Consider the following 27,000-nt stretch of genomic DNA (forward strand, 5'->3'; position numbering starts at 1 on the left):
TCCAATGAGTTTGCTCAAACCATCGCTGTTAAGTGCGTGTACTGCACTCGCTCTGCCTTTGTGTTTATCTACTGTGGCCCATGCGTCCAGTATGTCTCATCATACGAAAACACCGATTAAACACGTTGTCGTGATTTTCCAAGAAAACGTGTCTTTTGATCACTACTTTGGTACTTACCCCCATGCGACCAATCCAAAAGGTGAGCCCGCTTTCCATGCTAAAGCCAACACGCCTGCGGTGAACACCTTAACGAAACAGTTGCTGACACATAATCCTAACGCGCTTAATCCATTCTTGCTGCCTCGCAACCAAGAGCCATTTGACCAAGACCACGGTTATGAAGCGGAACAAGATGCTTACAACGGTGGTTTGATGAACCAGTTTTATGAAAAAACCGGGGACAAATATTCCAAAGTTGGTCAGCGTCAGGTGATGGGATATTACGATGGTAATAGTGTGACGGCGTTGTGGAATTATGCGCAACATTTTGCGATGAGCGATAACTCTTACGGTACCATCTTTGGTCCGTCTACCCCAGGGGCATTAAACCTAGCAGCGGGTCGCACAGGTCCTGTGATCGAGAAGGCGACGCCCGGTGTAGAAGGGGGCAATCTCGTGAGCGATGATAACCCTCGCCTAGACGATTGTGCTTATAAAAATGCTGCCAATGCGAAAAAATTTGAGACGAACTTAAATTTGGTGGATCCTCACAGACGCGTGGCATTGACGGGGAAAAACATTGGTGATTTGTTGAATAAGAAACACGTCACTTGGGGCTGGTTTGAAGGCGGTTTTGATCCAACCAGTTACCAAAACGGCTTTGCCGTGTGTGGCGCGAAAAGTACCAATGTATTCGGTGGCGTGAAAAGCGATTATATTCCTCACCATGAACCGTTCCAATACTTTCAATCCACTGCCAACCCTCACCACTTACCACCTTCTAGCATTGCAATGGTGGGTAAGACAGATCAAGCGAATCACCAGTACAGCTTGAAAACTTTCTGGAAAGCGGCGGATTCAGGTCATCTTCCAGCGGTGGCTTTCTTGAAAGCGAAAGGCATTGAAGATGGTCATGCTGGTTACTCAAACCCATTAGATGAGCAGCGTTTCTTGGTTAAGACGATTAACCGTCTTGAAAAACTGCCTACTTGGAAAGACACCTTAATCGTCATTGCTTATGACGATTCCGATGGCTACTACGACCATGTCATGCCGCCAAAAAACCACTTTGCTGATGTCACTGGCCGTCATGGTTATGGTCCGCGCTTACCTTTATTGGTGATCTCTCCTTACGCAAAACGAAACTTTGTTGATCACAATGTGACCGATCAAAGTTCGATTATGCGCTTTATTGAAGACAACTGGAGACTGGGTCGAGCTGGCCACTCTATGGATGCCCATTCGGGTACCTTGGATCACATGTTGCACTTTGGTCATGGTCACAGAACCCATGCTCTGATGCTTAACCCTAAAACAGGTGAAGTAGTTTCTTCTTAAAATAAGCATTGTCTCAAGGAGGAGTCGGACGGACGAAACGAGTCAAACACTCGTTTCGTTTTTTTGTTAATAAGACGATTTAACATTTTTATTGGGTTAAATTGTGAGGGTGACAATGAGGATGACTCAAAAAGCGCGTCTTGGGCGTTGGCTAGACAAAGGCCTAGTTCGGCTTGGTCGTCGCAGTCTTTACTGGCAAGTATTTATGCTGATTGGGTTGGTTTGCTTACTTGTCCTCCCCTTGTTTGGAGCCGTTCCCCAATATCACTGGCAAACACCATGGAATAATGGTCAGCTTTTTAGTGAATGGGTGTTGTGGGCGATATGGTATCCCGGCACGTTATTGTCGGTGTTGCTGGTGGGGCGTTTGTGGTGTGGCATCTTGTGCCCACTGGGCGCCATGAGTGAATGGTTCAGCCATATTGGTGCCCGCGTTCCGATTCCTGGTTTTATCAAGCACCCAATGACGACCGCCATGAGCTTTATTTGGGTAACGATTTGGGCGCAAACCTTAGATGTTCGCGACGATTTACGGGCTGCTCTGTTGCTGTTTGCGCTTATTTTCGCCCTGGCAGTCGGATGTGGCTTGTTATTTGGCAGTGAACATAAACAGGGTCGGCGTGTTTGGTGTCGCCACTTGTGCCCTATTGGTTCCATTCTTGGGGTATTTTCCCGCTTAGGGGTGGTCAACTTGGTTCGCAAACAAGCAAAGAATCAGACTCCTCGCATTAGCGAAGGGTATCGCGATAACGGCTTATGTCCAACCAGTATTGATCTGGCGACCAAGCAAACCGCTCGTCACTGTATTAAGTGCGCTCGATGTGTGAACCCAGAGTCTAAAGGCGGCTTGACCGTTCAGATACGCCAGCTTGGTACAGAAATCATTGAGATTGATCGTCACGCTCCCTGTTTGTCTGAACTCTGGTTTATTTGGCTTGCGCCAGGGTTGGCGGTGGCCGGATTTGTATGGGCTCAGACCCCGCTGTATGTGTCTTTTCGACAAGCCCTGGGCCAATTTGCCCTATCTCAGCACTGGTATGGCTGGTTGCAAGCTGGGCCTAGCTGGTTAATGAATCAAAATGCGGCATTGAATCAGCATTACCTGTGGCTTGATTTCTTTTCGATCAGCGGATTCATGTTGGGCTTTGCGCTTTTATTGGCAGTGCCTTTGCTGTTGTGCTCTTGGCTGGCCAGTTATGCTTTTCATGCTAATCAGAGTCGTCGAAGCCAGCGCATGGCGGCCTTTGGCTATCAGTTTGCGCCGATGGCGATGTTATGCATTTTGCTCGGCCTAGGCAGTACGTTATTCGCCACTCTAAAACAGGCGGTTGGCAATGATGTGATGTTTTTGGAACTGGGCTTGTTGGTCATGGCGCTGCTGTTCAATGGGGTGAGCGCATGGCGCTGGACAGCGGCTCAGGATGTGAGTTTGGCGCGCCGAATACTATTAAACGGTTTGCTCTTGATTGGGTGTGCATTACTGTCTGTTGCCACCCTTTGGAGTATTTTTCCAACTTTACTGTTTCATTAAATGGATCAGATTATGCGATATATTGTGTTTTGTGGGTTATTGAGTGCGTGCCTGATAAGTGTCACGGCACAGGCTGAAGAGGTGGTGAATACGACGCTGGCTTCAATGGATAAAGATGGAATGAATCTTTCCAGTGGCGTGCGTTTAGAAGGCAAGAAGCTGGTTTTGTGGAGTCGCGCTAAGGCCAATGCGTATAATCCCAATGGGTATATTACCAACGATTTTGTCTCTTTTTGTAAGGTGACGTTTGAGGTAAAGAAGGTGGGGACCTCTTGGCACCAATCCTTCATTGCGCCGATGCGCCTCACACAAACCGGCCCTGAGTATGGTCAAGCCACCGTATTGGATGGGGCGGGTCAATATCAGTGGACGGTGCATTACCAATCCCCTAGGGCAAATGGCTTTTATCGTCATATCGATAAAGCAACCGGTGTAGCGCCTTGGTGGAAACCGTTTGATTTAAATTACTCCTTCTCTCTGGATTCACAGGGTAAGATACATAAAGGAGCAACGTCATGATGCGATATTGTTTACTGGCTTTGTGCCTGTGTTTAAGTATGCGAGTGTGGGCATTGGATGTGGTCTTCGGCCCCGATGTCGGTATCAATGGTATGAAAGTGGGAGCCAGTTATATCCAAGGGATTATCATGTCGCCGAAAATGGCGGGGTCTCCCAAGCACGCCGACATACACTTGGAAACCGATGTGCATGCTTTACCAGGCAACCCGCAGGGGTTTCCTGCGACAGACTGGATTCCTGGGCTAAAGATTCATTTTATTCTGACCAAAGCCAATAGTAACTGGCGTTATGAAGCGGATTATTTGCCCATGGTGGCCCAAGGCGGCACCCATTATGGGCGTAATATAAAGCTGGATGGACCTGGGCACTACTTTGTGACAAACGAATACTCCCCGCCTCCTGTCAATGGCCTATTCCTTGTTAAGAATGCAGGGCCTGGAGTGTTTCCTTGGTGGAAACCGTTTGTACGTCATTATCAATTCGACTTTTTTGGAACAGGAAAAAACGGTGGCTATTAGACATATTCTCTCCTTATCAATCGGCTTATTGAGTGCCATGGCACACAGTGCACCGATTCAACAGGTACCAACCACACCAGTGAAACATGTGGTTGTGGTGATGCTTCAGGATGAAAGTTTTGATCGCTATTTTGGACGCTATCCCATTGCGGAAAACAAACCTGGTGAAGTGGCGTTTCATGCAAAGGCGAATACACCTAAAGTGGCGGGTTTTACGAAACAAGTCATGACTCACAACCCCAACCTGACCAACCCTTTTCGCTTAGCGCCTGCGGAGCCAACCTGTGATTTAGGATATGGGCCTTTGGCGCAAAAAGCCTCTTATAATCATGGTCAAAACAACATGTTTATTTGGTTGGACAGCGAAGCACCAAGTAACAGTATCAATGATGATGGTTGTTTCCCACAATCTGTTATGGGCTATTACGATGGTAATACGGTTCACGCCTTGTGGGAGTACGCTCAGCACTACGCCTTAGCCGATCATTTTTTTGCCAGTGATTATTCCTCGACGGCGTCGGGTCTGATTAATGAAATCGCCGGAGGAACCAAAGGCGTCTTACCGAAAAGAGTGCCAGGTGTGGACTACCATGATGATCTGATCGGTAATAATTACCCTCTCTATGATGATGGCAGCTCAGGGCGAGGTTTAGTGCATTTGACACGGGCCAACATTGGCGACTTGCTGAACCAACATAAGGTGAGCTGGGGGGCGTTTGTGGGCGGCTTTGCACCAACGTCTCATGTGTCAGGCCGTGCTGTGATGGCTTCTCGTTCTTTGAATCAGCAAGGTTCTATTGAGCCAGACTACATACCAAGCAATGAACCCTTTCAATATTTCAAATCAACGGCCAACCCTCACCATTTGCCGCCGTTATCCGATAAGACGATTGGTTTGAGTGACCAAGCAAATCATCAATATGACTTGTCTTTATTTTGGAAGGCAATTCGCAACCAGCAGTTACCTGCAGTGAGTTTTGTCATCCCCAAAACGGGTCAAAATGGTCATGTGGGCAACTCGTCGCCTTTGGATGAACAAACCTTCCTACAAACCCTCATAAGCCGATTACAGAAGAGTCCTCAATGGGCAAATACGGCGGTGATGTTGGTTTGGAATAATTCAGATGGTTGGTATGATCACATTACGCCACCGGAGGCACCCAAAGGCATGATCGGTTTGGGTTACGGGCCACGCTTACCCTTTTTAATTGTGTCTCCTTTGGCAAAACATAACTATGTGGAGCATAAAATGTTGGATCAAGGGTCGGTACTGCGCTTTATTGAAGACAACTGGCAACTAGGGCGTCTTGGCAAGCACACGGCTGACCGTTTCGCTCACTCGCTTGATGATATGTTCGCTTTCCATCAACAAAAGACGACGTCTTAGTCAGAAGGCGGCAAAGCAAAAACCTTTGAAAAGCAGGGCGCAAACCTTTGGTTAGCGCCCTTTTTCATGGCATTACTTGATGGGGCTTACTTTGTCACTTTACAGGCTGGATAAGCTTTCTTTGTTTTGAATGTCAGTGATGACCATAGGTTGGGCAATACAAGGCCAAAGATCACCACTACCATGCCAATCACTTGCAACAAGGTGACAGGTTGACCAAATAGGAAGGACACTAGGACGGCAAACACGGGGACAAAGTTGAAAAATAACGAAGCCTTTGCTGAGCCTAACTGCTTCACGCCGTTGATCCATAATAGATAGCCCGCTACTGTGGCGAACATGCCAATGTACATGACCCCATAAAAAACACTGCTGGAACTGTGAATGACTTCATGCCAGGGATGGATATTGGGAGAAAAAAGACAAACCAAACCAATGACACTGGCGCCAGAGATCATACCAACCAGAGTATAAGGGATTAACGGCATCCATTTGCTGATCCCTTGCGTGAAAAACGTATATAAACTCCAGGCTAACATACCGCAAAAAATCAATTTATCCCCATAGTTGATCTGTAGGCCAAGCAGGAGCGACAAATGACCATTGGTGATGACTAACAGTACCCCCAATAAGCTGATGGCAAGGCTAATAAATTGGCCCATACTAGGAATAGTTCGATGGAACAAGGAGGCAATAAGCGACGTGAAGAGTGGGCTTAACGCCATAATTAGAGCACCATCGGTGGAAGAGGTATAGGTTAGCCCCGAAAATAACGCCAAGTTTAACCCTCCAACACCGATGATGCTGACAATGACAACATAGAGCCATTGTTGCGTGGCCAAATGTTTCGGCCAAGCAATCCGTGCGACCTTGACATAAATAAGAAGACAAAGGGCTGCGATGACAAAACGCCATAGCACCATGGAGTAGGCATGGACTTCTGTCAGAATGTGTTTACCGACAGGAAAACTGCTTCCCCAAAAAAAAGTACAGAGAATAAGCAGTAAAACGGCTCTAGTATATGAAGGTATTGTCATGATCTTTCTCTAGTAAAATGAGGGAATACTCGCTAGTGTATAGATTCTAAAATTGAAAACCATAAGCAAAATAAAGAACTAATATTCCAAAAATGAAACTTAATTATTCGCTCGACGATCTACGATGTTTTTGTGCGGTTGCCCAATACGGCAGCTTTAAAGCCGCCGCCCTTGCGTTAGACATACCACTTTCTACGTTAAGCCGTCGTATTTCTAAATTAGAACAGGATCTGTCGATACGTTTGCTGAACCGAGATGCCCATAAAGTGACCTTGACGCAGACAGGGCAGAAGTACTTTGCGCGCTCCCATGGTTTATTTGAGTCGTTGGTTGAGGTGGCGAGCGATCTTCATAAGGACAAGCATGAAGCCAGAGGGCGAATCCGTATTGCCGGCCCTATAAATGTGATGTCTGAACTATTAAGTGACCAGATCAGTGGTTTTATGCAGGATTACCCTGATATCCAGTTGGAGATGAAGCTATCTAATTATTTGATTGATATCGAAGCAGAAGGGATTGATGTTGCCTTTCGTGTTGGCGACGTTAATGAGGATAATTGGATTGCCAAATCGCTGACAGACATCCAATTTATCGTCTGTGCAAGCCCCTCGTTGGATACGTCGAAAATAACCAAACCCGCTCAGCTAGCCGATTATCCGATTGTCTTATGTTACCCAATGAGGCAGTGGGAATTGGTATGTAAAAAGAACCATGCCCATTACAACTTTGCACCAGGGAGTAATGTACGTTTCGAAACCGATGACTTGCGCGCTTTGTTCCCAGTGGTTCAATCGGGGTTAGGAATTGGCTATATACCTGACTACAGTGCTAAGCCAATGATCAAATCAGGGCTTCTGGTGCAATTATTGCCGAATTGGGGGAGTCAACCCAGACGCCTAAGCATGCTCTATCGAGATAGAAAGAACATGCCTTTAAGGGTTCGATTATTTATTAATTACATGGCCGCCGCCTTCAGCGAGTCCGCTTTAAGCTGACAGAATGCCTAAAGCGAGAGTGAGACGTCAGATAAGGCGTTTTAAAAAGAGTAAAGCAAGGTCACAGAGGTTTCCGTATCCGTATGTTCTTTGCCGGTGGGGACGGTAGATGAGTATTCCGCACTGTAAGACAGCTTCATCGCCAAGTCGTTACGGATATTGGCTTGCAGTGAGGAGACGGATTTCGATATAGAGGAGCCATCTTTTGTACCAATACTGGAATCCAATGTCTGGATGAACACCGCGCTCGCCGATAGCTGCTTTTGGCCTGTTAAGGCAAAGCGAATAATGGGGGTTTTAGCGGCGCCAATGTCGGTTGTGGTGGCCCCTTCGGCTAATTTATTGTAACGATAACCCACACCCGCTGAGGCTTCTAGATAGGAGCCGTCCTGCATTTGCCAAAAACGATCACCATAACCGGTTGCTACATTGCTTTGGAAATCGTATCCGGAAAATAAATCCTTTTTGTAGCCACCACGAATGTACCAAAACTCTGAATCATTAAACTTGTAGTTACCTTCGATTGAGCCATTGTAGTTTTCCGCTGTTTTCTGATCATCTGAGCGGGTGTACTGAGAAGCTAGGGTGTAATTATTGCGCCAATGGAGCAGATCCTGAGTAGCATTGACTTTTGTATTAAAGTTCGTACTGTTGGTGTTTCCTGAATTCATCAGAAAACCGAGTTCCACACTGGCTTTCCAAGGTTCTGTCTTAGGGGAAGTGCTCGATGTGTTGTCCGTATCGGCCGCAAAAACTAAGGGAGCGCTTAGCAAAGCGAGAGTTAAAAGTGAGTGTTTTAAAGGCATAGATCTGTCCCTAATAGTCTATTTATGTCTTAAAAAGAGTATAAAAAAGTAATGGATGTTTCCGTGTTGGTATGCGCTTTGTCGACTGGGACTTGCGAATCATAGGTCACACGATAAGACATCTTCATTGCGATATCGCTGATGATATCGGTTTGTAATGAGGTAACGGATTCGATTTCATTGCTGCCATATTCCATATCAATTTGTGTACTCAGATGTTGTTTGAATGTGGTGGTGTCTGAGACATATTTTTCCAGCTTGGCCGCGAAATTAGTCGTCAAACCATTATCAAAGTCGCTGCTGTTTGCTTGCGGCTGTATCAGTTGCTCACGTTGATAGCCAATACCTGCCGACGCTTCGAAATAAGAGCCGTCTGCGCCTTGCCATAACCGATTCCCATACCCCGTCGATACGCTGCTTTTATAGCGATAACCAGAAAAGCGGTCTTTTTCGGCCTCCCCTTTGACAAATAAGAATTCTTTATTAGTAAACTTATAATCACTTTGTATGGAGCCTCGGTACTGTTCTGCGGTGGTCGAATCGTTGGTGGTTGCGTAGTTAGACTGGAAAGTATAAGTGTTTCGCCAATACGTGAGATTTTGGACAAGGTTAAGCTTGCCATTGAAGCTACTGATATTGGTATTTCCAGTGGTTTTTCTGACCCCAAATTCTGCTGAGCCTTGCCATAATCCTGTTTCATTAGACGAATAATCACCGTCATCTTGTGCATTGACGTTGGGTACCGCAAGCAAGACTAGAGTCAACAAACTGCATGTTGTTTTTGGATAAAACTTTTTCATTGTCGCTGAGTCCTAACACACGATTTGTTTTACAGCAGTGACTCTGTCTCCTTTAATTAATAATTCAGTGATTAAACTAACGCTAACATATATCTATCGGTTATTTGGTCATCTAAACGAAAACTTACGTCTTTTACTCAAGTTTTCATATTCGCCTTTAAACTAGTTTAAAACTTGACGTTATTGACAGGAGGGAACAAGGTTTTTATCTATTTATATAACCTTTTATCTAATAAAAAACGGGATGAGATGTATGCTATATAGACAGTAGGCAATGGATTTTAAGCGGTACTAAAAGAGATGTGACTTGTTTTATCTAAGTGAATGTTGTTCATAATTAAAACAATGAGTTAGGTGTTTTTACAAAGGTAAAAACACAGAAGAATAGTTGCTGTGAAAATACTCATATTAAAATTTTCCTCCAATTAGTAAAGTGCTTTATGACGATAAAACTCATGTTATTAATGGAGCCCTTGGCGTACGCACACTTATTTCATGGAAATAGGAAAATGAATTAAAACCCAATAACAAACTCTGCTTACATATGGAAGAAAATTATCCTAGATTAGAGTTTAATTTGCGACTTTATCTTTGCCACCAAGGTCATTTTGGGGCGCTTGGTGGCTAACATTAAGTGTTTGTTGGAGTAACGCTGATTAGACTCTGGCGGTGGTCAATTGGAAATCCGGCTTTATTTCGGTAATTTTCTTCACCAAAACATTCAACAAAACCCCATACATAGGCACGAATAACCCGAGGCTAATAATGAGCTTAAAGCCGTAATCGGCTAGTGCTATTTCAGGCCAATGTTGCGCCATAAAGGCGTCTGGACTCATATAAAAAGCGATGCCAAAGAAGGCCAGTGTGTCCAAACCATTACCAAATAAGGTTGAGGCCGTTGGCGCAACCCACCATTGTTTCATTTGGCGTAAACGATTAAAGACCTGTACATCAAGTATTTGCCCAAGCAAATAAGCCATTAAACTGGCGATAGCAATACGGGCAACAAACCAGCTTAAGGTCGTCAGGGAGGCCAATCCTTGAAACTGTCCTTGGGCAAACAGAACTGACAGCACGTAGGAAATGAACAGTGATGGAATCATCACTAAAAATATCGTTCTACGTGCTAAAGGCGCTCCTAAAATGCGCACCGTTAAGTCCGTTGCCAAGAAAATAAATGGGAAGGTAAACGCCCCCCATGTGGTGTGGATACCCCAAATGGTGAAGGGGATTTGAACTAAATAATTACTCGATGCAATGATGAGTATATGAAACGCCACCAAGTAGCGCAGAGCTTTGGTTTGTTGTGCCGATGTGAAAGTGCTCATGTCAGACCTTTTTTTTAAATTCGTTTAGTGTCAGTTTGGGGTGAGGGAACCCAAATCAAATGTGTTCTATTACCTACTACTGGTTAGGCGGACAATATTGATTGTCTATATGCCGTGTCGCATGGAATCATGTGATCGCGGGGGCGAGATTATACATTAAACATCTGGTTAAAAAAGAGGCAATGGGATTTTTTTTGTTAATGTTAACGCCATTTAACAATAACGCAGAGAAAGTGAAACGAATGGCTTTTCACTTGATATCGGCAGGTTTATCGTTATTCATACCATTGGAGATATTCTCTATTGGAAGATAAGGAGACCGTCATGACAAGTAAAAAAATATTAATGATTACTGGTGATTTCACTGAAGATTATGAAACCATGGTGCCGTTTCAGACCCTACAGGCCGTAGGTCATACTGTGCATGCTGTATGTCCAGATAAAAAAAGTGGCGAGACGGTAAAGACTGCCATTCACGATTTTGAAGGAGATCAAACCTACACTGAAAAACCGGGGCACAACTTTGCTTTAAATGCTGATTTCGACGCTATTCAAGTGGAAAACTACGACGCATTGGTCATTCCTGGCGGTCGTGCACCAGAATATTTACGGTTAAATCCAGCGGTGTTGGACATGGTTCGCCATTTCTTCACTGCCAATAAGCCCGTTGCTGCCGTTTGTCATGGTGCGCAAATTTTGAGTGCCGCTGGGGTATTGAAAGACAAAAAATGCTCAGCCTATCCAGCCTGTCGCCCCGAAGTTGAGCAAGCGGGTGGTGAATACGCTGATATCCCCGTGGATCAAGCCGTTACCAGTGGTAACCTTGTTACGGCACCTGCGTGGCCTGCTCATCCGGCTTGGTTGGCGCAGTTTATGGCATTGTTGAAGTAGTTTGTTAGAACGAATGAACTAGGCATTATATCATTGTTCTTAAAGGAAAATGGGAAGCTGAAATCGGCTTCCCATTTTTGTCTCGACTGCTTGCTAAACCTTTTAGAATAGAAGCTATTTTGCCATAAAGCGGTAACCTTGGCGGGAGATGCCATTATGGTAAACCCAGCCAAAGAGAACAATCAGTAAGCACCCAGACAGTACCGGTGTGAGCAAAAATCCCCAAGGCGCATGGATCGATAAGACTAACAACGGATTGGCCCCGGCTGGTGGATGCAATGTATTGGTCAACATCATCAAGGACACACCGAGTCCAACACTGACCGCCATACTCATGGGGGTCACGCCCCAAAAATGCAGTGTGATTAAGCCAACTAGGGTCGTTATAAGATAACCACCGATAATGTTTTTAGGTTGAGCCAATGGGCTTTTCGGCAGCGCGAATAAAATCACCATGGTGGCGCCAAATGGCGCCATGATACCAAGGTAATTTGGCGCCAACTGAGCGCCTGTGGAAATCGCTAAAATACACAACATGGCGCCTACTCCCGCAAGCCCAATAGTGAATAGACGTGACTGATAAAAACGTTTCAAAAAAGTAGTTGTCATGCTGTAGCTCGCTGTTTGTCTGGGTTAAATGGTAGACCAATTTGTCTCTTTTTAGAATAGACAGACTGGTCTACTTGTGTCAATATGATCGTCAATAAAAAGTGATTCCTATAAATGGTCTCTAAAAGAGGGGCTTTCTAGAAGCGGAGCTTGGCATGTCGAAACCCGACTTATTGATACACACAGCGTTCGAACTGTTTTATAAACATGGCATTCATGCGGTGGGGATTAATCGCATTTTATCGGAAACGGGCGTAGCGAAAAAAACCCTCTACCACCATTTTGCGAGTAAAGATGCACTGGTAGAAGCGGTATTGGTCTATCGAGATCAGATTTTTACCGACTGGCTCACATCGCGAATGATGCAAGCGGGGGAGGGGAACAGCGCCATTTTAGCCTTGTTTGATGCGTTAGATGATTGGTTTCACAATAAAGTGCCCGAGCTATTGCCTTTTAAAGGTTGTTTTTTTGTCAAAGCCAATGGGGAGTTTTCGGATCATCCCGTTAATGCTATTTGTCAAAAACATAAGCAAAATCTGACGACCTTTATTCAAGCCAATGTGCCAGGACGGTCTGCCGAAGTGGCACACAGTATCAGTTTATTAAAAGAAGGGGCGATTGCTCAGGCTTATGTTGCAGGTGACCTTGAAGCGGCTAAGAGGGCAAAAGTATTGGCTGCTTCCCTCCTAGCCTAAGATGGAGAATCTGTACCCATCGAGTGGAAACGGTGACTAGTTATCGTCTTGGTCGGAGTGGTTCATACGCGCCAGCCGAGCTTGCTCTTCGTCAAAAGCTTCTTTGATCTCCAACAGCACGGAGTCCACATCCGCTTCACTCTCCGGCTCCGCAAATATCCCGGTTAAGGCTGTATCCGGGGTTAATTTACCCTCTTCGTAAATGGCCCAAATTTCTTTTGCGTATTGGGTTTCTAGCAGTTCGGGGGCAAACATTGCGTAATAGTTACGCATATTATTCACATCCCGTTCTAGCATCCATTCAGCATGGTTGTTTGCCACGGCATCAACGGCTTGTGGCAGGTCAATAATCACAGGGCCGTCTTCATCAACCAGAACGTTGAATTCAGATAAATCGCCATGAACCAAGCCAGCGCATAACATTCTGACAATATCACGAATGATGACCTGAAAATCTTCTCTGGCCTGCTCGGCCGACATGGTCACGTCATTAAGACGTGGAGCGACACCACCGTCTTCATCTGTGATAAGTTCCATCAGTAACACGCCATCAAAGCAACCATAAGGCTGAGGAACGCGTACACCGGCGTTAGCGAGTTTGTAGAGGGCATCTACTTCGGCATTGTGCCATAGGCTTTCCTGCTCTTCTCGGCCATATTTAGAGCCTTTTTCCATGGCGCGAGCACGACGAGTATTACGTACCTTTCGTCCTTCACGATATTGCACCGCTTGCTTAAAACTGCGCTTACCTGCGTCTTTATAGACCTTTGCACAGCGAATATCTGAGCCACAGCGAACCACATACACGGTTGCTTCTTTGCCGCTCATTAATTGACTCAGTACTTCGTCAATCAAACCATCTTCAATAAGTGGTTGGATTCTTTTCGGGATTTTCATGCTGCTCCTTATGCAGGGATTAGCGTAGAGAAGAAATAACAGAAACGAAACATCGTTCTAAACACCTCGTTTAGCATATTCCTTTTTAATCAATTCTTCGATGGTATCATTGATTTTAAGGCCTTTTTCTTTCGCAATCACGTCAAGTTGTTGTTTTGTGCTCAACGTCATACTAATACTATAAGGCTTTTTTCCATTGGTTTTTTCGCGAAATTTCTTTTGGCTCCAGGCTTTTTTCATTTTATCGACCAGTAAGGCCTTTCTATCAGGGTTATCGGCTAAGTCAAAGGTGGCAATAATCGCCATATACAATTGCTGATCGTCGATGGGTTCCCATGCCTTTTTTAAAGGGCGTTGAGTCACATTTTCAAGGTATTTCCATGCCCATTTCCATTGGGCAAGGTTATCCTCTTCGAGCCAATCAACCACACTTTTATCCAATAAGACGGTTTGCCACTCTTCTTTTAAAAGACTGATCAAGGCTTGTTGTTGTTCTGGCTCCGCCTCGGAGTAGTGAAAAGCGGCCATGATATCAGCGAAACGCTCGGAGTGCGTGTTGCGTTCGGTTTTAAAAGGGTAGGGAGACAGTAACGTAAAGTGGGCTTCTTCCTCTTCATTGAGAAAAATCAGCGTGCTGGGGGCCAATTCCGTCTGGCGTTTTAAAAAATGCCACATCCATATCATCATGCGATCATTTCTTTTGTCTACCCATTTGAAGTCACCGGATGACACCTGAGTCGCTTCAAAAGCGGCTTGCATTTGGTAGATCACATCTTTAGGCGCTCGATTTTTACGAATCAATAATTGAATTTCTTCATTAACCCTTTCCATGCGTTCTTCTTTCGAGGTTGCTCGCAAGTTTCGTAACGAGACACTTTTGGCATGGCTCAGCAAATACTGAATATAAAACTCACATTCTCGGTCCGATGCTGCTTCAAGCGACCCTACGTTCTCTCCAATTAACATCATCTTAAATTTCCTATTAAAACGTACATTATTGGTATTTAACTACTGTGTAGTATTTTACGTAAATTTAGCGTGTATTTTCGTGGTTTGTCCATAAATTGTTAGTTTTTTGTCAGTAATAATTTACACTTTTTCTAATTTTAATTTTGCATAGAAATAGTGTTGTCTTAAAAAACTTTACAAAACAAATAAATAGGCATTTTTTGTTGTTCTGGGAGTCGCTGTTCAATTTTTCGGAATGTTGTGATTTTTTGGTGAGAGACTTGGTAAAGAGCTAGATGGCTCGCTAAATAGAGATGAAGTTAAGGAAAGAGCTGTTGAGTAATAGGATTCCCAAATGGCTTATCTCAATTTGTTTTCTTAAGTTGGGGTGGTTTTTGCATTAGAATCTGCTCACCAAGAAGTGCTCTTTGAGAGGCTTCATTTATTTATTTTCTTAAAAGGTCAGTGCTGTGCAACTCTCTTCAAAATTACCTTCTGTGGGGACGACAATTTTTACGACAATGTCTGCTCTTGCTGCGGAAAAAGGCGCCATTAATCTCTCGCAAGGCTTTCCTGATTTTAGACCTGACGCTCGATTACTCGAGGCTGCCTCGAATGCGCTACTCAACGGTAGCAATCAGTATTCACCCATGACAGGTTTACTGGATCTACGCGAGGCGATTGCTCAGTTGATTTATCGTCATTATCAGCGCACGGTGGATCCGCAAGATGACATCACCGTGACCAGCGGTGCCTCAGAAGCCATTTTCGATGCCATTGCCGCCCTAGTTCAGGTGGGCGATGAGGTGATTTTGTTTGATCCTGCTTATGATCTGTATGAGCCTGCTGTCACATTAGCCGGTGGTGTGTGTCGTCGAGCTGTTTTAACCGCTCCGGATTTTCGCCCTGACTGGCAAGCGGTGGGAGAATTGATCACAGACAAGACTCGTATGGTGTTGATCAATACGCCCCATAATCCAACAGGGAGTTGCTGGCGAAATGAGGATCTAGAGTCGCTTTGGCAAACCATTAAAGATCATCCTATTATTGTCTTGTCTGACGAAGTGTATGAGTTTATCCACTTTATCGAAAGTGCTGTCAGTGTTCATAAACATGAGGGACTTCGCCAGCGTAGCCTTGTCGTCTCGTCTTTTGGCAAAAGCTTTCATCTCACTGGCTGGAAAGTAGGATACGTCGTCGCACCAAAAGCGCTCAGTACAGAGCTGCGTAAAGTTCACCAGTATGTGACATTTTGCACGACCACCCCTCTGCAGAAAGCCCTAAGTGATTACCTTATTCAGGCACCAGAAGCTTGTGACGCTCTAGCGGCTTTTTATCGCAGTAAACGTGATCTATTGAGGAATGGGTTAAAAGACAGCCGCTTTACCCTACTACCTTGTGAAGGCACGTATTTTCAATTATTGGATTACAGCGCCATCAGTGATGAAGACGATGTGACCTTTTGCAAGCGATTGATCGATGAAGTAGGGGTGGCCGCGATTCCCATTAGCGTGTTTTACCAAACACCACCTGTTGGTCAACGCTTAATTCGTCTGTGTTTTGCCAAAGAGGACATCACCTTGAAAGATGCGACGGAGCGCTTGAGTCACATTTGATGTTTTTCTGCTCGGTTATGGGGTTTAATTTATTTTCTGATTTTGAGATAAGGAAAAAGATATGGTTCGATCTACGTGGCAATCCACTCGACGGCATGCAATGGTGATGATGTCCCTATTGGTGTTAGCCAATATTGCGGCATGGGGTTGGGCATTTTATGCGTTTCATGGGCATGTGGCATTAATGGGCACCGCCCTGTTGGCTTGGACTTACGGACTGCGCCACGCGGTGGATGCGGATCATATTGCGGCCATCGATAATGTGACCCGTAAACTGATGCAGGAAGAAAAAAGGCCCATTGCCGTGGGAGCGTTTTTTTCCTTGGGCCACTCGACGATTGTGATATTCGCCTCCTTAGCCATTGCTCTGGCCACCAGCCACTTAATGGAAAAAGGTGAATGGTTTCAGCATGTGGGCGGTTTGATTGGTACCAGTGTCTCGGCCTTATTTTTGCTGGCATTGGCGTTAGTGAATTTGTACATTTTGCGCGATGTGTATCGACGTTTTCATGGGATTAAACAGGGCCATCTTCATGCCACCAAAAACGACGACTTAATGGTCTCTGGGGGCTTAATGAGTCGCTTGTATCGTCGTTTATTTGGTTTGATTGAGCAAAGCTGGCAGATGTATTTCGTTGGTTTCTTATTTGGTCTTGGGTTTGATACGGCGACCGAAGTCGGCTTATTGGGCATTTCGGCAGCGGGGTCATCCAGTGGCTTGTCAGCCTGGTCGATCATGGTCTTCCCTGCTCTATTTACTGTGGCAATGGCCTTTGTTGATTCTCTGGATAATTTGCTGATGGTGAAAGCCTATGGTTGGGCCTTCGAAAAACCATTACGTAAGCTCTATTACAATATGACGATTACCGCGACCTCTGTGGTGGTGGCCTTGTTTATTGGTGGCTTAGAAGCCCTTGGGTTGATCGGCGATCAGCTGAATTTAAGTGGTGTCTTCTGGAATGGCGTCGAGGCCATCAATGATAATTTAGGAGACGCGGGCTTTGCGGTTATCGCGATTATGTTAGTGTGCTGGCTGGTTTCTTTAGTGAATTATCGTCTGCGTGGCTACGATAAAGTGGACCTTGCCGCGAAATCCTAACGACGACGCGGCTTGGCCTTTTTATTTTTCTTAAGATCGATACCCAGGGCTTTGGCTCTTAATTCTTTTTTGGAAGGCTCACGTCGCTTTTGGGTGTGGGCCGGTTTGTTTAAATCCGGCTCGAACCCTGGGAACCACTGGGGCACAAAGTGCTCCCCGACTAGCTTCTCTATGTCGGTGAGTAAATAGTTTTCTTTTTCTGATACCAGAGAAATGGCTAAGCCCGTTAACCCCGCTCGTCCCGTTCTACCTATACGGTGGATGTAATCTTCCGCATGGTAAGGCAATTCGTGGTTCACTACATATTGAAGCTGTTCAATATCCAAGCCACGAGCCGCCACATCAGTGGCCACCAATGCGCGTACTTTTCCTTCTTTAAATTCTGCCAAGATGCGGTCACGTGCCCCTTGGGATTTATCTCCATGGATGGATTGAGTGGCGATGCCATCTTTGCCCATTTCTTTCGCCAGTTCATCCGCTCCTTGTTTTGTACGGGTGAAGATCAGTACCTGTTGCCAGTTTTTGGAACCAATTAGGTAAGATAAAAGCGCGCTTTTACGATCATTATCCACTGCATAGATGGTTTGTTCCACTTGGGTTGCCGTGGTGTTACGGCTGTTTACTTCGATCAATTCTGGGTCTTTTAATAAGGTTTTGCTCAGGGCAAAAATCTCGTCATTGAAGGTGGCGGAAAAGAAGAGTGTTTGACGTTCACTGGGAAGCTTTTTCAAAATGCGCTGAATATCGATGATAAAACCCATGTCCAGCATGCGATCTGCCTCGTCCAATACCAAGGTTTGTAAGCCACTTAACTCGATCAAGTTTTTCATAATCAATTCCAGCAAGCGCCCCGGCGTGGCCACCAGCACATCACACCCTCGGCGCAGAGCATCGAGCTGTGGATTGATACTGGCACCGCCATAAGCGACCACGGCTTTTACGGGTAAACCTTGGCTGTAGTTGATAAAACTGGCATGGACTTGCTGCGCTAACTCACGAGTAGGCGTAAGCACTAGTACTCGAATAACCGTTGAATCGGTCGGGTCGGACAATTTTTGCGTCAATAAACGGTGTAGCAATGGTAAGGCAAACGCGGCCGTTTTTCCCGTGCCCGTTTGCGCGCCAGCCATAACATCCTGTTCAGCAAGAATCGCCGGAATGGCCGCGGTTTGGATCGGTGTGGGGGCCTCGTAACCCAGTTCACTGACTCGGTTAACAATATCTTGGTGAAGTCCTAGCGACGCAAAGCTCATGTGTGGTCTCTTTTCATACAAGGGGTGTTATTAAGGGAATGGCTATTAGGGAGTTGCATAGAGAGCAGTGTAGCATTTTCGCAGGATATTGGCTTGTATTGAGATAAGTCTCACAGAGTCGGCTATAGCTCATAAATACGAGCCATAGCCGATGGGGATCTATTTAGCTGCTAAGCCTAAGTGAGTTGAGGTATTGTCTTGTGGTAATGCGTTTTCTTTCATATTGAGTAGGACCTGATCAGTCAATTTATAACCCAATAAAAAGATGACCAGTCCAATCACTGCGCCAATGGCATTGCCGAGATTGAGCACGTCCCACATGCCTTGGGTAACCTCTGGGGGTTGTTTGACGACGACGCCTGCGGTGGATTGTACAAAGCCCACCATGGCTAAATAACCCATGGCCATGGCACCACCTAAAGCCGTAGATGCTTTATTGGCAAAGGTTTGCGTCGCAAAGGCGACGGCTTCAAGGCGTTGTCCTGATTGCAAATGGCTGTATTCGATGCAATCGGCAATAAAAATACTGGGCATAATTAGAATCACGCCTAGGGCGATGGCTTTGATCATGGTGAGTGCTACGAAGAACTCAATGTGTTCATAGCCGACGAACCAAGTGATGATCGATAACACCGCCATCGCCACAGCCGCCCACGCAAAGGTGGCGATTTTTCCTATCTTTCGAATGCCAAAGGGGACAAGCGGAGAGGCCAGCATCGCGGGTCCTATCATCGCAAATAGAAATAAGCTGGACAGGGTGGCGTCGTTAAACACATCACGGGCAACGTATGGCATTAAGGTAAACGCAAAATTGGAGCCAGAGATAAACACAAAAGCGAGGATAAACAGCAACAAGTATCGGTTATTCGCTACAGCACTGACGATTTGTTTGAGTGTTGGTATTTGTTGCTCGACCACATGACGCTCTTTCACTGTGCGAATGGTTAGCATCAGCATCATGGCGAGTAGGCACATGATGACGGCGGCCATCGTCCATTTCCCTCCCAATTTATCGACTAAGAGTGGCGCGCCGACCATGGCAATCACCATGCCGACAAAGCCACCAAAGCGAACAAAGGAATAGATGACGTTGCGCTCTTCTTTGTTCTTTGTCATCACAGAGCCCAGCGCGTAAGAGGGGGCGTCTGAAATGGTATATAGCATGCCCCAACCCACGTAGGTGACGAAAGCGTAGGTAATTCGCATCCACATTGGCAATTGAGCGATCTCGTCACCAAAGGCAAAAATAAGCACCGTCGCTAATGGCACCGCCCATGCAATGGCATTGATCCAGGGCTTGAACTTTCCTCCTTTAAAACGACTACGCTCCACCAGCACTGAGAGCATGGGGTCATTGATGGTGTCCCATACTCTGGCAATCAGGAAGATGATGCCAACCACACCTGCGGATAAACCTAAGACGGAGGTGTAGTAAATGCTGATAAAAATGGTTACGAACATAAAAATAATGTTCTGTCCGGTAAAAAACGTGTAGTAACTGAGCCGTTCTTTACGGCCGGTTTCATACCTATCCTGAGACATGATGCTTTCCTCGTTATTGTTCTTATTCACAAGTCTTTATGACAATGTTGATCAAGGTTCTCTTGGTTTGATTCGCTTGCCATCCGTGGTTACAGTTTTTTTTGTTACTTTTAAGTTACGCTTCGCTCTGATTATTGAGAGAGCTGACTAGGTTAAGAATCTCTTGTTCGCTATAGTGGGCCGCATTAAAAATAGGCAGATTGCGCAGTGGCATATCATTAACCATGGCTGCAGCCATCAAACGATCGGCTTCAGCCGCCGAGTCGTTTTTATCTCCGCCCATCATATTGGTAAACGTATCGATCATGGTCTCGAAGTAAGGTTTGCCTAAGGTTGTTTCAGCAATGTCCCCCAAGGTGGAATTCAGGGTATAGGGGATGAGAGGGGTTGCTGTGGGAATGTCATAACCAAGCAATGCACTGAACGCCACATCGTGGAAGTCTCGTTTAGCGGGCTCAAAGTAAGTCGATAACGCCTCATTGGTGGCTTGGCGAGGTGTGCCCGTGTCCAAAGTGAGAGTAGCTGTTTGGCGAATATCTGCGACGGAGGCACCAATCTGAATCAGATACTCACCACTTTCTGCCACCCAAGCCGCGTTTTCTGTGTGCCAATAAGCGAAAGCTCGATAATCCAATGCCAGTTCAATCTCTTTGCTTTCTCCGGCTTCGAGAAACACCTTACTAAAAGCTTTGAGCTCTTTTGCTGGACGAGGCTGGGAAGGTGAGGTCTGACCAACGTAACACTGCACAACTTCTGCTCCTGCGCGCTTGCCTGTGTTGGTAATGGTCACCGCGAGTGTGAGGGTGTCATTTTCACCTAAAGAAATGGTTTGAGTGTCGCCTTTTATTTGTAGGTTTCTGTAGTCAAAGGTGGTGTAGGATAAGCCATGACCAAATGGGAACAGTACAGGCGTATTGCTGGTATCAAAGTAACGGTAACCTACCCAAATGGCTTCACGATACTGCACCTGCTTGGAGGTACCTGGAAAGTAAGGCTGGCTTGGCACATCGTCTAAATGGGCCGGGAAGGTTTCGGCCAATTTGCCACTTGGGTTGACCTTACCCGATAGGACCTTAGCAACAGCGGAGGCACCCGCTTGTCCACCTAAATAGGCCTCTAGAATTGCGGCTGTTTGGTTGGCGAAAGGCAGTAAAACTGGCGCGCCATTTTGTAGGATGACCACGGTTTTCGCTAATTGTTCACCGAGGGCGTGAATGAGATCCAGCTGAACTTGTGGCAGATTGAGATGCTGACGGTCAAAGCCTTCAGATTCGTATTTAGGTGTTAACCCCGCAAATAAGAAGACCACATCCGCTTGCTCGGCAAGAGTCACGGCCTTGCTGATTTCATTGCCGTCATGCGTATCGTTTAGGTGATAGCCTAGGGTATAGCTGACATTCTCGGCACCAAACTGCTTTTTGATTTCGTCTAGAGGCTGTTCTAATGTGAACGGATTGATCTTAGAACTGCCCGCGCCTTGGTAACGGGTGTTATTTGCCAACGCCCCAATGACGGCGACTTTTTTCCCCGTTGTGACAGGCAATAAACCGTCATTTTTTAACAGTACACAGGTTTCTTGAGCGATGGTGCTGGCCAGTTGGTGGTGATCCTGTAAATCCACCTGAACTGGGTCACTTTGCAAGGCATCACGAGATTTTATGATCAATTCTAAGACTCGGCCAACGGAGCGATCCAATGCTTCCATGGATAAGTTGCCGTTGTTAACGGCGGCAATGATTTTTTGCGTATTTAACTGACCAGAGCTGGGCATTTCTAGGTGTTGACCATTTTTAATGCCTTCCACTCTATCGTTATTGGCCCCCCAGTCGGTGACAACAATGCCTTCAAAGCCCCACTCATTGACCAATATATCGTCGAGCAATTGCTTGTGTTCAGCGGCGTAGGTGCCATTGACCTTGTTGTAGGAGCACATAATGCTCCAAGGCTGAGTGTTTTTGACGGCTTTTTCGAAGGCTGGTAGATAGATTTCGCGAAGTGTACGTTGATCGACGACGGCATCCACCGTCATGCGGCAATGCTCGTGATTGTTGACTGCAAAATGTTTGAGGCTGGTGCCGACTTCCTGACTCTGTACACCCCTGATCCAAGCGCTGGAGAGTTCACCTGCGAGGAAAGGGTCTTCTGAGAAGTATTCGAAGTTACGTCCCCCTAGCGGATTGCGTTTGATATTGGTGCCAGGGCCGAGTAGTACCGAGACGTTTTCGGCGCGGCACTCTTTGCCTAAGGCTACGCCCATTTGCTCAATTAATGGGAGGTTCCAAGACGCCGCTAGGCCTGAAGCCGTTGGAAAACAGGTCGCTTTAACGGCGGCGTTTAAGCCGACATGATCGCCTTTTCCCGCTTGTTTGCGTAGGCCATGTGGGCCGTCCGTTACCATAATGGAAGGCAGATTTAACCGCTCAACACCATGTAAATGCCAGAAGTCTTTTCCTGTGCATAAGGTGGCTTTTTCTTCCAAGGTCAATTCGGCTAAGAGTTCTGTTATTTTTATTTCACTCATATATCCATCCTTATTTAGCTTGATTTTTAGGGGGTAGGCACTGGCCTCATGCCATCCAGTAACAGTTGAATGAGCACAGGGGTTAGCAAGGGGATCGTGTCATTATCGGCTTCCATTAGGGCATCATGACGTAGCAACATGCGACGGAAGAAAGTGGGTATGGCGTTTAATAGGGTGATGGCTAATTGATTGGCTGGAATATCCACGCGGATAGAGCCTTCTTTTTGGCCCAATAACACGATATTGGTAAGACGGTGGTTGATGGTATTGGGTAAACGTTGTGCGAGTTTCGCTCGAAACTCTGAAGGAATGCGTGAGCCTGCGTAGTAGCCATCAAATTCGGCGATAAAACGGTCATCGTCTTGGTATTGAATGTCGCAGTAGGCTTTCATCAAGACCTGAAGCCCATCCAGTATACTGGCGTAGTGGCCCGCCTCGATTTGATCCATGATTTTGTCGTAAACGACCGCTTTACGTTTCAGCACCACGACCAGAATGGCGAAACCTAAATCGTATTTATCTTGGTAATAGCGATAGAGCGTATTGCGGCTCATACCAATGGCACTGGCGATGTCCTTCATTTGTGTATCAGCAAAGCCGTTGGCAATAAAAAGTGCTTCTGCGACATGGATGATTTTGTCCCGAGTTTCCTCGGTTTGATGAACCATTCTAGCAATCATAGAAAATGTTACACGTGTTATATTTATTTTTTCAAATGTAAGGGGCTACTCCAAACGAGTCAAGTGTTAAATAAAATAGAAAACTGACTCTCCGAAAAAGATCGCTTAATTCAAAGAGTCACAGACTAATGCTCGCAATGCATTGACGGCGCTTTGTGGCGTGGTTAATACGGGAAGGGTGAGTTGTTTGCGGAGACTTGGGGCGGCTTTCGCTAGAGAAAATTGACCTAATACCAGTACGTCGATATCGGGCAGTTGGGAGCAAGCTTCCACCGCTAGGCGGTTGTGGGTGTTTTCATCGCCATTTTTTAGCGCAGTAAGGGCGCCTTCGACGAGTATCGGATAAATGCTGATAACTTTGCCTTGTTCGGCGGCCATGGCTTCCAATTCAGCTTTTAATGCGGGTAATGACGGCCCAAAGGTCACCATTAAGCCGATACGACTGCCCATGGCAATGGCCTCGGCAAAAGCCGATTCATTGGGACGTAATACGGGAATGGATAACTGACCTTTCACCCCGTCGATGGCCGGGCCAAAGGCTGAGCAAGTAAATAAAATGGCATCGGTTGTATCGGCTTTGCCAGTGGTTCGAGCGGCGTAGTCTGCCAGGTCACTAAAACGTTTCATCATGTTGTCATCAAGGGTTCCCGTCTCCGCTAAATCTATGGCAAGGGAAGTATCGAGTAGGTCAAAACAAAAGGCTTCCGGCCACTCTTTAGCAAAGATCTCACGGGCGGGGGCAATGGATTCTTCTAGGGCGTGAATTAAGGCAATACGAGGCTGAGTGGTCACAATGTTCCCTTCAATGTTGCACATGAAACACCAATACCGCATTGGGGTATTGGTGCTGAGGATTATTTTTTATCCATGAGGTCGTCGTTTTCAATGACCCGTAAGGTCATTAAATCACTGTCTTTGGTGATGACCAAGCTGGGATCGACTCGGATACAGCTGCCCGCATAGTGTCCTGCCACGGAGAAAGTACAGACTTGCGAACGGTAACCTTCGATATCCGGTAGCTTCCATAGGGCCTGAAAGATTTGATCTTGATGGGAGAAACGCCCTTCCGTTTCTTCCATCAAGGTATCGCTTCCATCGTATAAGCTGATGTTAAAACCACAGCGTCCAGCAATCGGTTTGCTCACATAACCATGATTTTTTAACGAATCGCTCAAGTCAAAAGACGCTTCCAATAGATAGGGATGGTTAGGAAATAGCGTCCATAGCACAGGTAAAATGGCTTTATTACTTGGAATCAGTGTCCAAAGTGGCTCGTAGACCATCACATCCTTACGCAATAATACATCCACTAAACGGGGCGCTGCGCTGCGGGGGATATCGGTTTGGTAATCACGCAGTCGTTGTTCATCGTCGTCGCACTCGGCACGAATTTGATCCAGTGCGGTTTCCCATGCCCAGGTTTTCCATACCCAGCGGATTTTGGTGCCATCTTGGTCAACCACGTCGCCGTCTTCATCCCAGCGTAAACTGCCGACGCCTTTGATGACTTTGCACGTCAGTCCGGCTTTCTCCATGACGTTTTTCATAAAGAGGGCGTGGTAGTTCTCTTCTAAGTCTGTATCTTGCATGATGTGAATCACGCCTTTTACCGAACTGTTTTTCCACGCTTCTAATAATTCATCTACCAGTTCTGTTGCTGAGCTTTCACCGTCTTGGCAACCATAATGTTTGGCCCATTTTTCTTGAATAATGCCTGCTTCCATATAACAAGAAGCAGAGTCACAGTTGTACTCGTAAACTTTGATGCCTTTTTCTGACAAGCTAAAATCAAAGCGACCGGTAATCATTTGGTTGCGACGGTTGTCCCAAGACTGGTGTATTTTGGGCCATAATGCTGGTGGAATATTGAAGCTAGACAGTAGCTCGTCGTTTTGTAAAACATAATCCGTGGCGTGCATAAATAAGGCGTGTAGCTCATTCGTCGCGCGTTTCAATTCACGTTCAGCGGCTTCGCTTATCACCATGTATTGGTGATCGTCTTCCTTGCGTGAAGCGAGTTTATGGCCTTTCATCATCGCCACATAGGCTTCTTCGCTTGGGTTGGCAATATTCAACCAGGCACGTGTTTCTTGGCCTGTTTTCTTAACGTGACGTAGCTGCAAATTGAACAGTGCAGAGTCGATTGGTTCAATGATCTCGGCGTGTGTATCGTCGTCGGTTTGCATGACCCAGCCGAGAATCGAAGCGTCGCCATAGGAGCAACGTAGCCAATAGCCGTCGTCGTCACTAATACGCGCTTCCAGTTCACGGGAATAGTCTTGGCCTTCGGGCCAAACTTGGTGCCCTACGTTTTGCTCGACGACGTAAAGGCGATCCGCTAATACCTTGGTGACAATCGCCACGTGCCCCGTGATTTCAAACTCACCCCCTTCATTCCAAATGAGCAAGGCGCCTTCCTCAGGATGGCGTAAAGAACCATTGCGAAATGATTTCAACGGCAAGCGGCTTTCATCGGCAATTAGGCGCACTGAGTTGAGACGAAAAATATCATAGGCCATGGCCACATCGTCAAAAATATAGCCCTTATTGAGATACAGCCATCGTCGAGCAAACTCTACACACTGCCACTTGTAGCCCATAAAAATACCATCCACATAACTGCGGTAGGCGTGCCGGTTGGGCAGTTCTGTTTCATCGGCGGAGTCGTAATCGGATGAGTAAATGGGCACATTGCCAGGGGCCATGCCTAACAAGGTGCCAAATGGCGCCACGGGCCTACAGGAGTCTGTTGTCATTGCGATGAAATTCCTCACACGGAAAAGCGCTTCATAGAGGCGAGAAATGGCGATAAGAGTATCGCCAGGATGTTCGCAATATAGACCTAGATAAGCATCGCAGCAAGCGACTTTTTGTTGATATTCTATGCAGTAAAGGTGCTGTTTTTTTACACGTTACAAGGGCGATTTTAAGACGCGGGCAAAACGCTCTTTGATTAACTCCAGCATGGCTTGTCCCGCAAAAGACAGCACCGCTTCCTTACGCCAAACGATGGAAAGCTGCCAGCGTAAGTCTTTATTATCCAAAGGTTTAATAATCGTTCCTGGGGTGAGATGGCGTTCGGCAATCAGTTCTGGCAATAGCATCACTCCTGTTCCCGCTGCGACCAAAGCAAGGCCGAAATCCGGTTGGCTGACGTAGGTGACTTCCGTTGGTTCGAACCCCGCACTAAGACAGGCTTGGTGAATCAATTTATTGAGTATGAAAGAGGCCTCAAAGGTGACTAAAGCACTGCCTGCTAAATCGCGCAAATTCACTTTGGCTTGTTGCGCTAATGGGTGACCATTGGGTAACACAATCCTCAGAGGGTCGTCATGGATTGTGAGCCAAGCGAGGTCTTCATCGTCAGGAATCAAGCTGGTGGCCAGTTCAATATCACCATTTCGTAATGCGGCTTCTTGTTCTGCCCCACCTCGCTCTAATAGTTCTATTTCGATTTGTGGATGTCGGGCGCGAAATTTGGCGATGATGGGGGCCAGTAGCTCGGCACTGCCCAGTGGCGATAGGCCGATTTTTAGATGGCCTCGCTCCAAACGTTTGAGTGCTTTCAGCTCTTGAATCATTTTTTGGCGGCCCTCAAGCAAGCTCTGGGCATGTTGATAGACCACCTTCCCTGCCGGTGTGAGGCGGATGGCAGTACCGCGTTTGCCTCGTTCTAATAAGGTCGCGCTGAGTTCTTCTTCTAACTGCTGTATGGCTTTACTCAACGCCGGTTGGGAGATATGTACCTGATCGGCGGCTTTGCCAAAACTGCCGCCATCGACAATGGCAACCAGATAACGCAACACTCTAAGATCCACTGTGTTATGCCC

The 27,000-nt window shown here is 46.3% G+C and carries 24 protein-coding genes; 10 read left to right on the plus strand and 14 right to left on the minus strand.

Features of this window, described 5'->3' with window-relative positions:
* Positions 1-4: 4 nt before the first annotated feature.
* The 5 genes from AC0VYG_RS00925 (at position 5) to AC0VYG_RS00945 (ending at position 5,453) form a co-directional block, all read left to right on the plus strand.
* The gene (locus AC0VYG_RS00925) at positions 5-1,498 is read left to right on the plus strand and encodes an alkaline phosphatase family protein (protein WP_475430486.1); all 1,494 of its coding nucleotides are present in this window, start codon (positions 5-7) and stop codon (positions 1,496-1,498) included.
* 121 nt (positions 1,499-1,619) lie between these two features.
* Complete coding sequence (locus AC0VYG_RS00930; protein WP_475430487.1) at positions 1,620-3,029, plus strand: 4Fe-4S binding protein; 1,410 nt, start codon at positions 1,620-1,622, stop codon at positions 3,027-3,029.
* Between the two features lie 12 nt (positions 3,030-3,041).
* Positions 3,042-3,548, plus strand: a complete 507-nt coding sequence (locus AC0VYG_RS00935; RefSeq protein ID WP_475430488.1) for an iron transporter — start codon at positions 3,042-3,044, stop codon at positions 3,546-3,548.
* The gene (locus AC0VYG_RS00940) at positions 3,545-4,066 is read left to right on the plus strand and encodes an iron transporter (RefSeq protein ID WP_475430489.1); all 522 of its coding nucleotides are present in this window, start codon (positions 3,545-3,547) and stop codon (positions 4,064-4,066) included. The genes AC0VYG_RS00935 and AC0VYG_RS00940 overlap by 4 nt, the downstream gene beginning before the upstream one ends.
* Entirely contained in the window at positions 4,056-5,453 is a 1,398-nt protein-coding gene (locus AC0VYG_RS00945) for an alkaline phosphatase family protein (protein WP_475430490.1), read from the plus strand. The genes AC0VYG_RS00940 and AC0VYG_RS00945 overlap by 11 nt, the downstream gene beginning before the upstream one ends.
* A gap of 86 nt (positions 5,454-5,539) precedes the next feature.
* On the opposite strand, the gene AC0VYG_RS00950 is transcribed toward AC0VYG_RS00945, so the two are convergent.
* Complete coding sequence (locus tag AC0VYG_RS00950) at positions 5,540-6,490, minus strand: DMT family transporter (RefSeq protein WP_475430491.1); 951 nt, start codon at positions 6,488-6,490, stop codon at positions 5,540-5,542.
* Positions 6,491-6,582: 92 nt separating this feature from the next.
* Here AC0VYG_RS00950 and AC0VYG_RS00955 point away from each other — a divergent pair, with 92 nt between their 5' ends.
* Positions 6,583-7,485 (plus strand): LysR family transcriptional regulator, encoded by a 903-nt coding sequence (locus AC0VYG_RS00955; RefSeq protein WP_475430492.1) that lies wholly within the window; start codon positions 6,583-6,585, stop codon positions 7,483-7,485.
* Positions 7,486-7,526: 41 nt separating this feature from the next.
* Here the strand turns inward: AC0VYG_RS00955 and AC0VYG_RS00960 are convergent, their stop codons facing one another.
* The 3 genes from AC0VYG_RS00960 to AC0VYG_RS00970 all read right to left on the minus strand — a co-directional run bounded on the left by AC0VYG_RS00960 (position 7,527) and on the right by AC0VYG_RS00970 (position 10,419).
* Complete coding sequence (locus AC0VYG_RS00960) at positions 7,527-8,291, minus strand: DUF481 domain-containing protein (RefSeq protein ID WP_475430493.1); 765 nt, start codon at positions 8,289-8,291, stop codon at positions 7,527-7,529.
* A gap of 29 nt (positions 8,292-8,320) precedes the next feature.
* Positions 8,321-9,091, minus strand: a complete 771-nt coding sequence (locus AC0VYG_RS00965) for a DUF481 domain-containing protein (protein WP_475430494.1) — start codon at positions 9,089-9,091, stop codon at positions 8,321-8,323.
* Positions 9,092-9,747: 656 nt separating this feature from the next.
* Positions 9,748-10,419 (minus strand): 7-cyano-7-deazaguanine/7-aminomethyl-7-deazaguanine transporter, encoded by a 672-nt coding sequence (locus tag AC0VYG_RS00970; protein WP_475430496.1) that lies wholly within the window; start codon positions 10,417-10,419, stop codon positions 9,748-9,750.
* A 324-nt stretch (positions 10,420-10,743) separates the two neighbouring features.
* On the opposite strand from AC0VYG_RS00970, the gene AC0VYG_RS00975 reads away from it, so the two are divergent.
* On the plus strand, positions 10,744-11,310 hold the full coding sequence (locus AC0VYG_RS00975) for a DJ-1/PfpI family protein (RefSeq protein ID WP_475430497.1): 567 nt from the start codon (positions 10,744-10,746) through the stop codon (positions 11,308-11,310).
* Positions 11,311-11,424: 114 nt separating this feature from the next.
* Here AC0VYG_RS00975 and AC0VYG_RS00980 read toward each other — a convergent pair whose 3' ends face one another.
* Positions 11,425-11,919, minus strand: a complete 495-nt coding sequence (locus tag AC0VYG_RS00980) for an HPP family protein (RefSeq protein ID WP_475430498.1) — start codon at positions 11,917-11,919, stop codon at positions 11,425-11,427.
* A gap of 155 nt (positions 11,920-12,074) precedes the next feature.
* On the opposite strand from AC0VYG_RS00980, the gene AC0VYG_RS00985 reads away from it, so the two are divergent.
* On the plus strand, positions 12,075-12,614 hold the full coding sequence (locus AC0VYG_RS00985) for a TetR/AcrR family transcriptional regulator (RefSeq protein ID WP_475430499.1): 540 nt from the start codon (positions 12,075-12,077) through the stop codon (positions 12,612-12,614).
* 36 nt (positions 12,615-12,650) lie between these two features.
* On the opposite strand, the gene AC0VYG_RS00990 is transcribed toward AC0VYG_RS00985, so the two are convergent.
* Complete coding sequence (locus tag AC0VYG_RS00990; RefSeq protein WP_067012143.1) at positions 12,651-13,511, minus strand: PA4780 family RIO1-like protein kinase; 861 nt, start codon at positions 13,509-13,511, stop codon at positions 12,651-12,653.
* A gap of 57 nt (positions 13,512-13,568) precedes the next feature.
* On the minus strand, positions 13,569-14,480 hold the full coding sequence (locus tag AC0VYG_RS00995) for a hypothetical protein (protein WP_475430500.1): 912 nt from the start codon (positions 14,478-14,480) through the stop codon (positions 13,569-13,571).
* A 449-nt stretch (positions 14,481-14,929) separates the two neighbouring features.
* Between AC0VYG_RS00995 and AC0VYG_RS01000 the strand changes: the two genes are divergently transcribed.
* Positions 14,930-16,075, plus strand: a complete 1,146-nt coding sequence (locus tag AC0VYG_RS01000; protein WP_475430501.1) for a methionine aminotransferase — start codon at positions 14,930-14,932, stop codon at positions 16,073-16,075.
* A gap of 61 nt (positions 16,076-16,136) precedes the next feature.
* Positions 16,137-17,174 carry a HoxN/HupN/NixA family nickel/cobalt transporter gene (locus tag AC0VYG_RS01005; RefSeq protein WP_475430502.1) on the plus strand — a complete coding sequence of 346 codons (1,038 nt, stop codon included), beginning with the start codon at positions 16,137-16,139 and terminating at the stop codon, positions 17,172-17,174.
* On the opposite strand, the gene AC0VYG_RS01010 is transcribed toward AC0VYG_RS01005, so the two are convergent.
* From AC0VYG_RS01010 to AC0VYG_RS01040, 7 genes are all read right to left on the minus strand, one after another.
* Positions 17,171-18,427 (minus strand): DEAD/DEAH box helicase, encoded by a 1,257-nt coding sequence (locus AC0VYG_RS01010; protein ID WP_475430503.1) that lies wholly within the window; start codon positions 18,425-18,427, stop codon positions 17,171-17,173. The genes AC0VYG_RS01005 and AC0VYG_RS01010 overlap by 4 nt on opposite strands.
* 159 nt (positions 18,428-18,586) lie before the next feature.
* Positions 18,587-19,969: an MFS transporter gene (locus tag AC0VYG_RS01015; protein ID WP_475430504.1), complete on the minus strand. Its 1,383-nt coding sequence runs from the start codon at positions 19,967-19,969 to the stop codon at positions 18,587-18,589.
* Between the two features lie 115 nt (positions 19,970-20,084).
* The gene (locus tag AC0VYG_RS01020) at positions 20,085-22,490 is read right to left on the minus strand and encodes a glycoside hydrolase family 3 C-terminal domain-containing protein (RefSeq protein ID WP_475430505.1); all 2,406 of its coding nucleotides are present in this window, start codon (positions 22,488-22,490) and stop codon (positions 20,085-20,087) included.
* A gap of 26 nt (positions 22,491-22,516) precedes the next feature.
* Positions 22,517-23,158, minus strand: a complete 642-nt coding sequence (locus tag AC0VYG_RS01025) for a TetR/AcrR family transcriptional regulator (protein WP_475430506.1) — start codon at positions 23,156-23,158, stop codon at positions 22,517-22,519.
* 117 nt (positions 23,159-23,275) lie between these two features.
* On the minus strand, positions 23,276-23,986 hold the full coding sequence (locus AC0VYG_RS01030) for an aspartate/glutamate racemase family protein (RefSeq protein ID WP_475430507.1): 711 nt from the start codon (positions 23,984-23,986) through the stop codon (positions 23,276-23,278).
* 38 nt (positions 23,987-24,024) lie between these two features.
* Entirely contained in the window at positions 24,025-25,926 is a 1,902-nt protein-coding gene (gene gss, locus AC0VYG_RS01035) for a bifunctional glutathionylspermidine amidase/synthase (RefSeq protein WP_475430508.1), read from the minus strand.
* A gap of 156 nt (positions 25,927-26,082) precedes the next feature.
* Positions 26,083-26,976, minus strand: a complete 894-nt coding sequence (locus AC0VYG_RS01040) for a LysR family transcriptional regulator (RefSeq protein WP_475449885.1) — start codon at positions 26,974-26,976, stop codon at positions 26,083-26,085.
* Between the last annotated feature and the right edge of the window lie 24 nt (positions 26,977-27,000).

This window comes from Marinomonas sp. 63XJN7_7_ISO-PGPR-S23-202 (genome assembly GCF_056173505.1).